General features: G+C 73.1%; 13 protein-coding genes. 3 read left to right on the top strand and 10 right to left on the bottom strand.

The genetic code is table 11. From position 1 onward, the window contains the following. Positions 1-13 precede the first annotated feature (13 nt). The 4 genes from AB0A69_RS02555 to AB0A69_RS02540 form a co-directional block, all read right to left on the bottom strand. The gene (locus AB0A69_RS02555; protein WP_361414488.1) at positions 14-1042 is read right to left on the bottom strand and encodes a 6-phosphofructokinase; all 1029 of its coding nucleotides are present in this window, start codon (positions 1040-1042) and stop codon (positions 14-16) included. A 137-nt stretch (positions 1043-1179) separates the two neighbouring features. Next, positions 1180-1851, bottom strand: a complete 672-nt coding sequence (locus tag AB0A69_RS02550) for a response regulator transcription factor (RefSeq protein ID WP_361414486.1) — start codon at positions 1849-1851, stop codon at positions 1180-1182. Then, a complete protein-coding gene (locus AB0A69_RS02545) occupies positions 1848-3062 on the bottom strand; it encodes a DUF5931 domain-containing protein (RefSeq protein WP_361414484.1) in 1215 nt (404 codons plus the stop codon). Before AB0A69_RS02545 ends, AB0A69_RS02550 begins: the two co-directional genes overlap by 4 nt. A 49-nt stretch (positions 3063-3111) precedes the next feature. Then, complete coding sequence (locus AB0A69_RS02540) at positions 3112-3861, bottom strand: lysophospholipid acyltransferase family protein (protein ID WP_361415175.1); 750 nt, start codon at positions 3859-3861, stop codon at positions 3112-3114. A gap of 206 nt (positions 3862-4067) precedes the next feature. On the opposite strand from AB0A69_RS02540, the gene AB0A69_RS02535 reads away from it, so the two are divergent. Beyond that, entirely contained in the window at positions 4068-4847 is a 780-nt protein-coding gene (locus tag AB0A69_RS02535; RefSeq protein ID WP_361414482.1) for an alpha/beta fold hydrolase, read from the top strand. Next, positions 4840-5418, top strand: a complete 579-nt coding sequence (locus tag AB0A69_RS02530) for a hypothetical protein (RefSeq protein WP_361414480.1) — start codon at positions 4840-4842, stop codon at positions 5416-5418. The genes AB0A69_RS02535 and AB0A69_RS02530 overlap by 8 nt, the downstream gene beginning before the upstream one ends. Here the strand turns inward: AB0A69_RS02530 and AB0A69_RS02525 are convergent. The 6 genes from AB0A69_RS02525 to AB0A69_RS02500 form a co-directional block, all read right to left on the bottom strand. Then, complete coding sequence (locus AB0A69_RS02525; RefSeq protein ID WP_361414478.1) at positions 5415-6182, bottom strand: endonuclease/exonuclease/phosphatase family protein; 768 nt, start codon at positions 6180-6182, stop codon at positions 5415-5417. The genes AB0A69_RS02530 and AB0A69_RS02525 overlap by 4 nt on opposite strands. Positions 6183-6250: 68 nt before the next feature. Further along, positions 6251-7192 carry an ROK family glucokinase gene (locus tag AB0A69_RS02520; protein ID WP_361414476.1) on the bottom strand — a complete coding sequence of 314 codons (942 nt, stop codon included), beginning with the start codon at positions 7190-7192 and terminating at the stop codon, positions 6251-6253. A gap of 79 nt (positions 7193-7271) precedes the next feature. Then, positions 7272-7727 (bottom strand): DUF5304 domain-containing protein, encoded by a 456-nt coding sequence (locus AB0A69_RS02515; RefSeq protein ID WP_361414474.1) that lies wholly within the window; start codon positions 7725-7727, stop codon positions 7272-7274. Between the two features lie 49 nt (positions 7728-7776). Then, entirely contained in the window at positions 7777-8934 is a 1158-nt protein-coding gene (locus AB0A69_RS02510; RefSeq protein WP_361414472.1) for an ArsA-related P-loop ATPase, read from the bottom strand. A 107-nt stretch (positions 8935-9041) separates the two neighbouring features. Further along, positions 9042-9488 carry an SRPBCC family protein gene (locus tag AB0A69_RS02505; RefSeq protein WP_361414470.1) on the bottom strand — a complete coding sequence of 149 codons (447 nt, stop codon included), beginning with the start codon at positions 9486-9488 and terminating at the stop codon, positions 9042-9044. A 54-nt stretch (positions 9489-9542) separates the two neighbouring features. Beyond that, positions 9543-10319 carry a metallophosphoesterase gene (locus tag AB0A69_RS02500; RefSeq protein ID WP_361414468.1) on the bottom strand — a complete coding sequence of 259 codons (777 nt, stop codon included), beginning with the start codon at positions 10317-10319 and terminating at the stop codon, positions 9543-9545. 257 nt (positions 10320-10576) lie between these two features. Here AB0A69_RS02500 and AB0A69_RS02495 point away from each other — a divergent pair, with 257 nt between their 5' ends. Next, positions 10577-12373: an AMP-binding protein gene (locus AB0A69_RS02495; protein ID WP_361414466.1), complete on the top strand. Its 1797-nt coding sequence runs from the start codon at positions 10577-10579 to the stop codon at positions 12371-12373. Positions 12374-12855: the final 482 nt, after the last annotated feature.

The raw sequence follows: 12855 nt of genomic DNA, 5'->3' as shown, positions 1-12855 counted from the left end.
CCGGCGCGGCCCGTCAGCCGAAGAAGACGCCGGCCTCCTCGTACAGCTTCGGGTCGACCGTCTTCAGGCGGGCCGTCGCCTCGCGGATCGGGACGCGGACGATGTCCGTGCCCCGCAGGGCGACCATGGTGCCGAAGTCGCCGTCGCGTACGGCGTCGATGGCGTGCAGTCCGAAGCGGGTGGCCAGCCAGCGGTCGAAGGCGCTCGGTGTGCCGCCGCGCTGGACGTGGCCGAGGACGGTGGTCCTGGCCTCCTTGCCGGTGCGCTTCTCGATCTCCTTGGCCAGCCACTCGCCGACCCCGGAGAGCCGGACGTGGCCGAAGGAGTCGAGCGTGCCGTCCTTCAGCACCATGTCGCCGTCCTTGGGCATGGCTCCCTCGGCGACGACGACGATCGGCGCGTACGAGGCCCGGAAGCGCGAGGTCACCCAGGTGCAGACCTGGTCGACGTCGAAGCGCTGCTCGGGGATGAGGATGACGTTGGCGCCGCCGGCGAGGCCGGAGTGGAGGGCGATCCAGCCCGCGTGACGGCCCATCACCTCGACGACGAGGACCCGCATATGGGACTCGGCGGTGGTGTGGAGGCGGTCGATGGCCTCGGTGGCGATCCCGACGGCGGTGTCGAAGCCGAAGGTGTAGTCGGTGGCGGACAGGTCGTTGTCGATGGTCTTGGGCACGCCGACACAGGGGACGCCGTACTCGTCGCCGATGCGGGCGGCGACACCGAGGGTGTCCTCACCGCCGATCGCGATGAGCGCGTCCACCTCCTGCTTGGCGAGGTTCCGCTTGATGCGGCGGATGCCGTCCGCCGCCGTGAGGGGGTTGGTGCGCGAGGAGCCGAGGATGGTGCCGCCGCGCGGCAGGATGCCGCGCACGGCGGGGATGTCGAGGCGCACGGTGTCGCCCTCCAGGGGGCCGCGCCAGCCGTCCCGGAAGCCGGTGAACTCGTAGCCGTACTCCTGGACACCCTTGCGGACGATGCCGCGGATGACCGCGTTCAGGCCGGGGCAGTCTCCGCCGCCGGTCAGTACTCCCACCCGCATGGACCGTTTCCCTTCGTCGTCGCCGAGGGCTGCACGGTCACGGTAAGGGTGACCCAGCTCACTCCGGGACGGTACGAAAGGTGAATTCCGGGCGGGCGTAGGGAAGTTACGCGCGCCCCGCGCATGCGTCAGCGCGCTTACGCGTCGTCCAGGCCGCGCTCTATCGCGTACCGCACGAGCTCGACGCGGTTGTGCAGCTGGAGCTTGCCGAGCGTGTTCTGGACGTGGTTCTGGACGGTGCGGTGGGAGATGACCAGGCGCTCGGCGATCTGCTTGTAGCTCAGGCCCTTGGCGACCAGCCGCAGCACCTCGGTCTCGCGCTCGGTGAGCTGCGGCGCCTTCGGCTCGTCCCGTCCCGTGGCGGGGGCGGGATCGGAGGCCAGCCGCCGGTACTCTCCGAGGACGAGCCCGGCCAGACCCGGCGTGAAGACCGGGTCCCCGACGGCGGTACGGCGCACGGCGTCGATCAGCTCCTCGGTGCTGGCCGACTTCAGCAGATAGCCGGTCGCGCCGGACTTCACCGCCTCCAGCACGTCGGCGTGCTCGCCGCTCGCGGACAGCACCAGCACGCGCAGCGCCGGGTTGGCGGCGACGAGCTCCTTGCAGACCTGGACCCCCGGCTTGGCGGGCAGGTTCAGGTCCAGGACGAGGACGTCCGGGGAGACCGCCTGGGCGCGGCGGACCGCCTGCTCCCCGTCCCCCGCGGTGGCGACCACGTCGAAACCGGCCTCGGCCAGGTCGCGGGCGACCGCGTCCCGCCACATCGGATGGTCGTCGACGACCATCACCTTCGTCTGCTGCTGCGTCATCTCGTCGCCTTCCCCCGTGGAACCTTCAATTCGACTTCTGTGCCCTGGCCCGGGACCGAGATCAGCTCGGCCGTGCCGCCCAGGTCGCGGAGCCTGCCGCGGATGGAGAGCGCCACCCCCATGCGTCCCTCTCCCTCCGCCTGCGCGAGCCGCCCCTCCGGGATGCCCGGCCCGTCGTCCCGTACCGTCACGATCACCTCGTCGGGCCAGTCCTCGACGAGGATCCACGCCTGGGCACCCTCGCCGGCGTGTCTGCGGACATTGTCCAGGGCGGCACTGACAGCGGCCGCCAGCTCCTTCGCCGCGGCGGGCGGCAGCAGCACCGGAGCACCCGGTTCCGAGAAGGTGACCCGCGATCCGGCGTGCGGGGCGAGCAGCGTGCGCAGGTCGACGGGGGCGCCGGGGGCGGTGTCGTCGTCGTCCGGCTCCTCCACCACGCGGACCACCGCGCCCTGGGACTCGTCCTCGGAGACGTACGAGGCCGGGGTCAGGCCGCCCGCGACCAGGGTGCGCAGCGCCACCTCCTGCTCCCCCGCCATCCGGCCGAGCTCGGCGGCCTCGCCGCCCAGCGCCGTCCCCCGGCGCTGGACCATGGCCAGCACCTGGAGGACGGAGTCGTGGATGTCGCGGGCCAGCCGCTCGCGCTCGCGGGTGGCGGCCTCGATCTCCAGGGCCCGCGCGAGGGTGCGCTCGGAGGCGCGGGCCACCTCCACGACGTAACCGATGGCGATGGAGGCCACCCATACGAGCAGCACGTTGTGGAGGGTGTCCCGGCTGGGCTGGCCGCGTTCGACGATGTTGGCGACGGCCACCAGGGACGAGGCGAGGGCGGCCCAGCGCCAGCCGCCCTTGATCGCGTACGCGAGGACCGAACCGGCGGTCCAGATGGTCGGCAGCGTCGAGCCGTCGAACGTCTGGGCGTGCACGTCGGCGAGCGGCGTCAGCAGGATGCCGGTGAGGGCGAGGGTGAGGTCGGCGACGAGGAACCGCTTGGTGCAGCCGGCGGCGCCGGCGACCTTCGGGAGGGTGGCCAGCGTCCACACCGACATCACGGCGAGGAAGGCGACGGCCACCCAGGGGCGCTCGAACTTGTCGCGGGTGAAGACGAACAGCAGCACCGCGTACACCATGGTGAGCACGCGGTACGCGGTCAGGGCACGCCACAGCGGCTGCTCGACGGACATGCGCACGACGCGCTCGCGCTTGGCCAACTTCCCCACCCCTGGATGTACAGCGGAACGTACGGACCGTACGGCGGCGTCAGGCGCCGGGCCGCTCGCGCGACGCGGCCTTCGCCGCTTCCCTGGCCGCTTCCTTCGCTGCTTCCTTGGCCGCCTTCTCGGCGTCGGCGATCTGGCGCTTGGCGGCGGTCGCGTAGACGTCGACGTACTCCTGGCCGGACAGCTTCATGATCTCGTACATCACCTCGTCGGTGACCGAGCGCAGGATGAACCGGTCGCCGTCCATGCCGTGGTAGCGGCTGAAGTCCAGCGGCTTGCCGATGCGGATGCCCGGGCGCATGAGCTTGGGGACGACCTTGCCGGGCGGCTGGATCTTCTCGGTGTCGATCATCGCGACCGGGATGACCGGCGCCCCGGTGGCCAGCGCCACGCGCGCGAGGCCGCCGGGCTTGCCGCGGTAGAGCCGGCCGTCCGGCGAGCGGGTGCCCTCGGGGTAGATACCGAAGAGCTCACCGCGCTCGATGACCTCGATACCGCTCTTGATCGCCGCCTCGCCGGCGCCGCGGGCACCCGAGCGGTCCACCGGCAGCTGGCCGACGCCCTTGAAGAACGCGGCCGTCAGCTTGCCCTTCACGCCGGGCGAGGTGAAGTACTCGGCCTTGGCGATGAAGGTCACCTTGCGGTCGAGGACCGCGGGCAGGAAGAAGGAGTCCGAGAAGGAGAGGTGGTTGCTCGCGAGGATCGCCGGCCCCTCGGCGGGAATGTTCTCGAGGCCCTCCACCCAGGGCCTGAAGGCGAGCTTCAGCGTCCCTCCGATGGAGAACTTCATTGCGCCGTAGATCAAGTTTCGAGTGCCTCTCCTGTGTTCCGTCGAACAGACCATAACCCGTGCGGCGCCTGGGCTCTTCCTGATGGGCTGATGGGTGGGACGACGGCTCTGGTCGGTGTCAGTCCGGTCGCGTACGGTGAAGTACACCTCCTTCCCGAGATCCACCCCCGCCCCATCGATCACCCTTTCCCGAACAGGAGACCCCCGTGCCGGTCGTCCCCGGAGCCGAGCCGTACCGCCACGAGGGCGGCCGGGTCGGCGTGCTGCTCTGTCACGGTTTCACCGGCTCGCCGCGGTCCATGCGGCCCTGGGCCGAGTACCTGGCCGCGCGCGGCCTGACGGTGTCGCTGCCGCTGCTGCCCGGGCACGGCACCCGCTGGCAGGACATGCAGGTGACCGGCTGGCAGGACTGGTACGCGGAGGTGGACCGCGAGCTGCGGGCGCTGCTGGCGCGGTGCGAGCAGGTCTTCGTCTTCGGGCTCTCCATGGGCGGGGCGCTCACCCTGCGGCTCGCCGCCCGGCACGGCGACGCCGTACGGGGCATCGTGCTGGTGAACCCGGCGAACAAGATCCACGGGCTCGCCGCCCACGCGCTGCCGGTCGTGCGCCACCTCGTCCCGTCGCGGCCCGGCATCGTGGACGACATAGCCAAGGAGGGCATGACGGAGGCCGGGTACGACCGGGTGCCGCTGCACGCCGCGCACTCGGTACGGCGGTTCTTCCGGATGGTCGACGGGGAGCTTCCGCAGGTCACGCAGCCGGTGCTGCTGCTGCACAGCCCGCAGGACCACGTGGTGTCGCCGGCCGACTCGGCCCGCATCCTGAGCCGGATCTCCTCGGTGGACGTCCGGGAGGTCCTGCTGGAACAGAGCTACCACGTGGCGACGTTGGACCACGACGCGGAGCGGATCTTCGAGGAGAGTTACGCGTTCATCGGCCGGCTCGCTCCGGGCGTCGGCGAGAAGGGGAGCACCACCGGTGGCTGAGCAGCACGACTCGGACAAGCGGGACGAGCAGCCGTTCGACGAAGAGGCGGCGTGGGCGGCGATCGTCGCCGGGTACGGCGAGGAGCCGGCGGACCCGCCGGGCGTGAAGCCGTTCACGTTCAAGGCCGTGGAGGACCTGGCGCTGCCGGAGGGCGACGTCAACGGGGACCTCGAGGACGGCGGCGTGGAGACCCGCGACGCGGGCGGGGCCTCCGACCGGCCGCTGGGCAGCTCGGTGGTCTTCGCCCCTGGCGTCGGAGGCGGCGGCCCGCGCGACTACGAGCTGCCCGAGGCCAAGGAGGACGACCTCGACGCATCGGACGAGGGCCACTTCGTGCCGCCGGAGCCGCCCCCGCTGCCGGAGGCGGACACGACCGCGAAGTTCGCGTGGCTCGGCGTGGTCGGCGGCCCGGTGCTGATGCTGGTCGCGGTGCTGCTGCAGTGGGACATGACGTGGTGGCTCACCACGCTGTGCGTCGGTGGCTTCGTCGGCGGCTTCCTCACCCTGGTGGCCCGGATGCGCCACGGCGACGAGGAGGACGACGACCCGGGCCGGGGCGCCGTGGTCTAAACGGTCCGGGCGGCGTCGCCGGGCACCCTGAGCGCCGCCAGGACCGGGAGGTGGTCCGTGGCCGCGCGCAGGTCCGTGTCCGTGATGCCCGGCAGACCCCGCGGGACGCCGCAGCCGAGCACCTCGACGCCCTTCGTGGCGAAGACCGCGTCGATCCGCTTGCGCGGCCCGCCGGGCGGCCAGGTGAGCTCGCCGCCCCAGGGCCGTACCGCCCAGCAGTCCTGGAGCTCGGCCGCGAGCCGCCGGAACGCGGTCCCGTCCGGCTCGTCGTTGACGTCGCCCGCCACGATCGCGTGCGGCGTGTCCAGGGCGGCCAGCCGGTCCAGCGCCATCCCGGCCTGGGCGTACCGCTCGTCGGAGCGCAGGCTCAGGTGGCAGCCGACCAGCCCGAGCCGGGCGCCCCCGACGCGTACGACCGCCGTCGCGAGGCCCCGCCGGTGCAGGCCGGGCGTGAGCGGCAGCAGGACGTCCTCGGTGCGCTCGACCGTCACCCGCAGCGAGCACAGCAGCAGCGGACCGGCCGCGCTCGCGCCACCCGTCAGCACCACCAGCTCGCTCTTCTTGGCCAGCCGCGCGGCGTGCTTGCGCCACCGGAAGAAGCGGGGCGCCTCCTGTACGAAGACGACGTCGGGCCGGCACGCCCGGATCACCCGCGCGAGCGCGTCCTCGTCGTCGCGCAGCGAGCGGACGTTGTAGCTCAGCACCCGGATGACGACGGAACCATCGGGCTCGGTACGGGAGTTGGGCAGGTCGTCGAGCGTCATACCAGCACGATATGACGGTGCCCGCCGCATCCGGGGGAGGACGCGGCGGGCACCGTGGGACGGAACGATCAGCCCTGGCGGGCCAGGTCCGCCGCGCCGACGAGCCCGGCCTTGCCGCCCAGCTGGGCCGCGAGCACCTGGGCGTGCGGGCGGTAGCGGCCGCCCACCAGCCAGCGGCGGAAGGACTTGCGGATCGGGCCGAGGACCAGCTCGCCCTCGTCCGAGACACCGCCGCCGACGATGAACGCCGACGGGTCGAACAGCGACGCCAGGTCGGCGAGGCCCGCCCCGGCCCAGCGGGCCAGCTCGCGGAACGAGTCGACGGCGACCGGGCAGCCCTGGCGGGCGGCGTCGCTGATGTGCTTGCCCTCGATGCCCTCGGGGGTGCCGTCGCCCAGCGCCAGCAGGATCGTGGCGTTCTCCGGGGTGGCGGCGGCGCGCTGCTTGGCGTACCGCACGAGGGCGCGCCCGGAGGCGTACTGCTCCCAGCAGCCCTGGCTGCCGCAGCCGCACAGCAGGCCGTCCGGCACCACCCGGATGTGGCCGAACTCGGCGGCCACGCCGAAGCGGCCGCGGCGAAGCTTGTTGCCGATGATGATGCCGCCGCCGAGCCCCGTGCCGAGGGTGATGCAGATGACGTCGTCGTGGCCCTGGCCGGCGCCGAAGCGGTACTCGCCCCACGCCGCGGCGTTCGCGTCGTTCTCCACGACCACCGGAAGGCCGGTGCGCTGCTCGACCTTGTCCTTCAGCGGCTCGTGCCGCCAGTGGATGTTCGGCGCGAACAGGACGGTGGCGCGCTTGTCGTCGACGTAACCGGCGGCACCGATGCCGACCGCCTCGATCTCATGGCCCTTGCCCGCTTCGGCGACGGCGGCGCAGATCGCGTCGACGATGCCGTCGGCGGTCGGCGGGGTGGGCACCTTGTGGATGTCGAGGATCGTGCCCTCTTCGTCGACCACTCCGGCCGCGATCTTCGTGCCGCCGATGTCGACGCCGATGGTGAGTCCCATGTGTCCCTCAGTTTTCGGTCGAGCCCCGCTACGGCCAACCGTACCCGAGGGCGGGCACGGAGCTCTCGGTCCCGGCCCCTCAGTCCAGGTCGATGTGCTCGCTCGGGTCCGGGCCTTCGCGGTCGTCGCGACCCCGGCCGCCGCCGAGGCCGTCGTCCTTCCCGGCCGTCGGCCGGCCCTGGGTCCAGCGGCGCTCCTGGCCCTCGACGGCGGAGCGGTACGCGGCGAGCAGTTCGCTGCCGGCGGCGGCGAGGTGGTCGAAGACCTCGGGGTTGCGCTCGATCACCGGCTCCACGGCCGACTTGGCCTGGCTGACGAGCTGCTGCACGGCGTTCTGCGCGCCCGCGCCGAGCAGCGGGGTGCGCAGCGAGGCGACCTTGTCGGCGACCGCGTCGACGAGCTTGCGCAGCTCCTCGGCGGCGGTGCCGGGCGGCGGTCCGGCCGGCCCGCGGCGGCGCGCCCGCTCGGCGTCCAGGTCCTCGGCGCAGGCCCTCGCCCAGGCGTCGGCGTCGGGATGCTGGGTGGCATCGCTCATGGCGTACTCCTGCGGCTGCTGCGGCTGTGTGGCTGGGTCACCCTCGACGTTACCGCGTACGGGGCCACAAATCCGGGTCGGGTGTGAAGCGCACGCTCAGCACGCCGTCCGCGAGGCCCGCGCCCGAGACGGTGCAGCGGCGCAGGGCGGACGGCAGCGGCACGATGCGGCGGAACGGGCCGACCGTGAGCACGAGTTCGTCACCCCGGCGGACGAGCCCGAGGTCGGGCTTGCCGGCTCCGGGCAGCGGGATCCGCCAGACCAGCACGCCGTCGGGGTCGCGGCGGTCCTCGACGGCCCACTCCGACGCGGGCCGGGCGCTGCCGGGAGGTACGTCGAGGGGCGCGAGGTCGCCGGCGGAGCGGGGCGCGTGCCCCAGGTGCGGCACCTCCCGCACCGCGTGCACGCCGTCGCCGAGGTCCTCGTACAGCGCCTTCAGGTGGTCCTGCTGCTGGGCGGCGAGGCCGGAGAGCCACGGGTCGGGGGAGGCGGTCGGCAGGATCCGGTTGGCGACGGCCGTGTCGACGGCGAGGCCGTACAGGGCGAGCCCCGCGCGGGCGGTGCGCAGCGCGGCGGTGGCGGCCGGTCCCGGCTCGGCCACGAGCCGCACCGAGGTCGTCGGGGCCTCGACGAGCGCCTGGACGGCGGCGAGTTCGCCGTCCCAGCGGCCCGCGGTCTCGTACAGCCACTCGGCGGGCATCGGGACGCCGGCGAGCTGCGCGAGCATCGGCCGCAGCGCGCGGGCGGCCTGCCGCTCGGGCGGCAGCAGCCGCCGCAGGTAGCGGCGCAGCTGCGCGGGCAGGGCGAGTACGGCGAGGGCGTCGGGCAGCGGCGGCATGTCGACGACGACGAGGTCCCAGTCCCCGGCGGCGGCGTCCCGCAGCGCCCGCAGCAGGGCGAACCGGTCGCTGCCGGGCAGTTCGGTGAGCTCCTCCTCCGCGAAGGGGGCCGCGCCCAGCAGACCGAGCGCGGCGCCGGCGCGCTCCTGGAAGGCGAGGAGCTCGGCGCGGAAGTGCGCGCCGGAGTCGATGGGGCGGACGACGGGGCCGTCACCGTCCGGGAAGCGGTCCCGGAACCACTCGCCGGGCGCCCGGTCGGCGGTGACGAGCAGGACCCGCCGCCCCTGCCGGGCGCTGCCGAGAGCGGTCGCGGCGGCGAGGGTGGTGCGGCCGGCGCCGCCGGGGCCGGTGACGAGGAGGGTGCGCATGGCGCCCCACGCTACCGGGGTGGCCCCCGGGGGCCGGGACGAGGCCCGGGCCCGGGGGCCATGAATGTTCGGTGCGGTGCCGGGCGTCGTGAGCCCGGCGGGGCGCCTTAGGGCGCGGTCGACTCGACGCGCTTCTTCAGGCCGTCCAGGGCCCGGTCGATGATGACCTTCTCGGCCTTGCGCTTGATCATGCCGAGCATCGGGATCTTGACGTCGACCGTCAGCCGGTACGTCACCTTGGTGCGGGTGCCGCCCGCGAGCGGGGCCAGGTGGTACGTGCCGTCCAGCGCGCGGAGCATCTGGGACTTGACCAGCGTCCAGCTGACCTCGTCGTCGCCGGTCCAGGTGTACGCCAGGGTGTGCTCGTCCCTGATCGCGCCCGCGTCCAGCAGCAGCCGGACCTTCTCGGCGCGGCCGGCGGCGTCCGTCGAGAGGACCTCGGCCTCCTTCACCTCGCCCGTCCACTCGGGGTAGCGCGCGAAGTCGGCGATCACGCCCATGACGTCGGCCGGCGCCGCCTCGATCTCAATGCTCGAGCTGGTGTGTTCCGCCATCGCTGTGGCTCCTTGGGTGAGTCTGAGGTGGGAAGGTTATCGCGTGGCCGCGGCTCACCATTCCAGGGCCCACGGCGTCCCGGTCGACGCGAAATGGCCGACGTTCACGCACTCCGTCGCCCCCACCCGCATCCGCCGCGCCAGCGGCTGGTGGACGTGCCCGAACAGCGCGTACCGCGGCTTCGTCCGCCGGATCGCGGCGAGCAGCGCCCGGCTGCCGCGCTCGAAGCGGCGGGCGACCGTGTCGTAGGTGAGCTCCGGCAGCTCCGGCGGGATGTGCGAGCACAGCACGTCCACCTCGCCGAGCGCCTCGACCTTCGCCGCGTACTCCTCGTCGGAGATCTCGTACGGCGTGCGCATCGGGGTGCGCAGCCCGCCGCCGACGAAGCCGAAGACGCGGCCGCCGATCTCGACGCGCTGCCCGTCCAGGACGGTGGTGCCGGGGCGGGCGTACTCGTGCCAGAGACCGGGCATGTCGACGTTCCCGTACGTCGCGTACGTCGGCGTCGGGAAGGCGGCGAAGAGCTCGGCGTACTGCGTGCGCACGGCCGCCTCGATGGCGCTCTCGCGGTCCACGTCCAGCTCGGCCCAGAGCCGGCGGCCCAGCTCGCGGGCCTCGTCGAAGCGGCGGGCGGTGCGCAGTTCGACGAGGCGGTCGGCGTTCTCGACGCCGAAGAGGTCGGGGAAGATGCCGCGCGAGTGGTCGTGGTAGTCGAGGAAGAGGACGAGGTCGCCGAGGCAGATGAGGGCGTCCGCGCCGTCCCCCGCCTTGGCCAGGTCCTCGGCGTTCCCGTGGACGTCACTGATCACGTTGACCCTCGTGCCTCGCATAACCCCCCACCCTAAGTGCTCGGACCTGCGGTTACTTCCGAGTCTTCCCGACTGTGGACTACTGTGCGCGAAGCACCCCCGAACACGTGTGACGCAGCGAACATTCGGCCGGGGCCCCTATCGGGAACCTAGTACCGGTCGGTAACGTCCGGGCAGTCCAGTCGTGCTCACCCCCACCGAGCACCTGCCCGATCATGGACCGCAGCCGGTGCATCACACAGAGCCGTGGCGCCGGCGCCCGATGAGGAGCAGCAGTCTTGCGCGAGTTCAGCCTTCCGGCCCTGTACGAGGTCCCCACGGACGGCAATCTGACGGATCTCATCCGCCGCAATGCCGCGCAGCACCCGGACGTGGCTGTCATGGGCCGCAAGGTGGCCGGTGCCTGGACGGACGTCACCGCCACCCAGTTCCTCGCCGAGGTGCGGGCCGCCGCCAAGGGCCTGATCGCGCAGGGCGTGCGGCCCGGCGACCGGGTGGGCCTCATCTCCCGCACCCGCTACGAGTGGGTGCAGATGGACTTCGCGATCTGGAGCGCGGGCGCGGTGACCGTGCCGGTGTACGAGACCAGTTCGCCGGAGCAGGTGCAGTGGATCCTGGGCGACTCGGGCGCGGTCGCGGTGATGGTCGAGAGCGACGCGCACGCCGCCGCCGTCGCGTCCGTGCGCGACGGGCTGCCGGAGTTGCGGCACGTCTGGCAGATCGACAAGGGCGGGATCGACGAGCTGGTCGCGGCCGGCGCGGACGTCTCGGAGGAGACGGTCGACGAGCGCAGCGCCAGCGCCAAGGCCGACGACATCGCCACCATCGTCTACACCTCGGGCACCACCGGCCGTCCCAAGGGCTGCGTGCTGACCCACCGCAACTTCTTCGCCGAGTGCGGCAACGTCGTCGAGCGCCTCAAGCCGCTCTTCCGTACGGGCGAGTGCTCCGTGCTGCTCTTCCTGCCCGCCGCGCACGTCTTCGGCCGGCTGGTCGAGGTCGCCTCCGTCCTCGCGCCCATCCGCCTCGGCTGCGTCCCGGACATCAAGAACCTCACCGACGAACTCGCCTCCTTCCGCCCGACCCTGATCCTCGGCGTCCCGCGCGTCTTCGAGAAGGTCTACAACTCGGCGCGCGCCAAGGCGCAGGCGGACGGCAAGGGCAAGATCTTCGACAAGGCGGCGCAGACGGCGATCGCGTACAGCCGCGCCGTCGACTCCCCGCAGGGCGCGTCGTTCGGTCTGCGGCTGAAGCACTTCGTCTTCGACAAGCTCGTCTACAGCAAGCTGCGCGCGGTGCTGGGCGGGCGCGGCGAGTTCGCCATCTCGGGCGGCGCGCCGCTGGGCGAGCGGCTCGGGCACTTCTTCCGGGGCATCGGCTTCACCGTGCTGGAGGGGTACGGCCTGACGGAGTCGTGCGCGGCGACGGCGTTCAACCCGTGGGACCGGCCGAAGATCGGCACGGTCGGCCAGCCGCTGCCCGGCTCGGTCGTACGGATCGCCGACGACGGCGAGGTGCTGCTGCACGGCGAGCACGTCTTCTCGGGCTACTGGAACAACGAGGCCGCGACCGCCGAGGCGCTGGCCGACGGCTGGTTCCACACGGGCGACATCGGCACGCTGGACGAGGACGGGTACCTCGCCATCACGGGCCGGAAGAAGGAGATCCTCGTCACCGCGGGCGGCAAGAACGTCGCCCCGGCGGTGATCGAGGACCGCATCCGTGGGCACGCCCTGGTCGCCGAGTGCATGGTCGTCGGCGACGGCCGGCCCTTCGTCGGCGCGCTGATCACGCTGGACGAGGAGTTCCTGGGCCGCTGGGCTGCGGAGCACGGCAAGCCGACGGGCTCGACGGCGGCGTCCCTGCGGGAGGACGCGGAGCTGCTGGCGGAGGTCCAGCGGGCCGTGGACGACGGGAACGCGGCGGTCTCCAAGGCGGAGTCGGTGCGGAAGTTCCGGATCCTCGCGTCGCAGTTCACGGAGGAGGCGGGGCACATCACGCCGTCGCTGAAGCTGAAGCGGAACGTGGTGGCGAAGGACTTCGCGGACGAGATCGAGGCGATCTACCACGCCTGAGGCGTGGCCTCGCGCCCCGGGGCCTGTGGTTCCGCGTCGGGCTGCGCGCTCCGGCTCGCGCCGGCCTGCCCTCCCGGGCGTGGGGCCCGGCGTCGGGGCTCGCCCCGAACCCGCTCGCCTGCGCTGGGCGGTGTTGTCTCCCACCCCTCCCCTTCCCGAAACCGGGGCTCCGCCCCGGACCCCGAGCGCCCTCCAGAGCGGCCCGGGCCACCGGCCGACGGGCCCGCCTCGGGGCTACGGCCCGCACCCGGCGTCCGGCCTCGGGGTGGGGCCGTGCAGGGTCGTCCCCGCAGCGGTTGGCGGCGCCGAAACCGTTCCGCGTCCGTACGGGCCAAGGCCGCCGGCCGCGAGGAGTCGAGCCCGGAGGGGTCCCGCCCCGCACCCCACCGGCGGCAGCCGCCCACGCGGAAGCGCGACCGGGGCGGCGCCGCGAGCCGCCGCAGCCCCCGCCCAGGCCAGCGCCCGCACGGCACGGAACCGCA

This window comes from Streptomyces sp. NPDC045431 (genome assembly GCF_040646655.1).
Classification (GTDB): Bacteria; Actinomycetota; Actinomycetes; order Streptomycetales; family Streptomycetaceae; genus Streptomyces.
The sequence above is the reverse complement of the archived record's forward strand: the minus strand, read 5'-3'. Positions and strand labels throughout refer to the sequence as shown.

Bases quoted from the DNA above. Each gene is read 5' to 3' on its own strand.
- AB0A69_RS02510 (WP_361414472.1), bottom strand. From the start codon at position 8,934: ATGCGCACCCTCCTCGTCACCGGCCCCGGCGGCGCCGGCCGCACCACC.
- AB0A69_RS02550 (WP_361414486.1), bottom strand. From the start codon at position 1,851: ATGACGCAGCAGCAGACGAAGGTGATGGTCGTCGACGACCATCCGATG.
- AB0A69_RS02515 (WP_361414474.1), bottom strand. From the start codon at position 7,727: ATGAGCGATGCCACCCAGCATCCCGACGCCGACGCCTGGGCGAGGGCC.
- AB0A69_RS02500 (WP_361414468.1), bottom strand. From the start codon at position 10,319: ATGCGAGGCACGAGGGTCAACGTGATCAGTGACGTCCACGGGAACGCC.
- AB0A69_RS02505 (WP_361414470.1), bottom strand. From the start codon at position 9,488: ATGGCGGAACACACCAGCTCGAGCATTGAGATCGAGGCGGCGCCGGCC.
- AB0A69_RS02540 (WP_361415175.1), bottom strand. From the start codon at position 3,861: ATGAAGTTCTCCATCGGAGGGACGCTGAAGCTCGCCTTCAGGCCCTGG.
- AB0A69_RS02525 (WP_361414478.1), bottom strand. From the start codon at position 6,182: ATGACGCTCGACGACCTGCCCAACTCCCGTACCGAGCCCGATGGTTCC.
- AB0A69_RS02555 (WP_361414488.1), bottom strand. From the start codon at position 1,042: ATGCGGGTGGGAGTACTGACCGGCGGCGGAGACTGCCCCGGCCTGAAC.
- AB0A69_RS02520 (WP_361414476.1), bottom strand. From the start codon at position 7,192: ATGGGACTCACCATCGGCGTCGACATCGGCGGCACGAAGATCGCGGCC.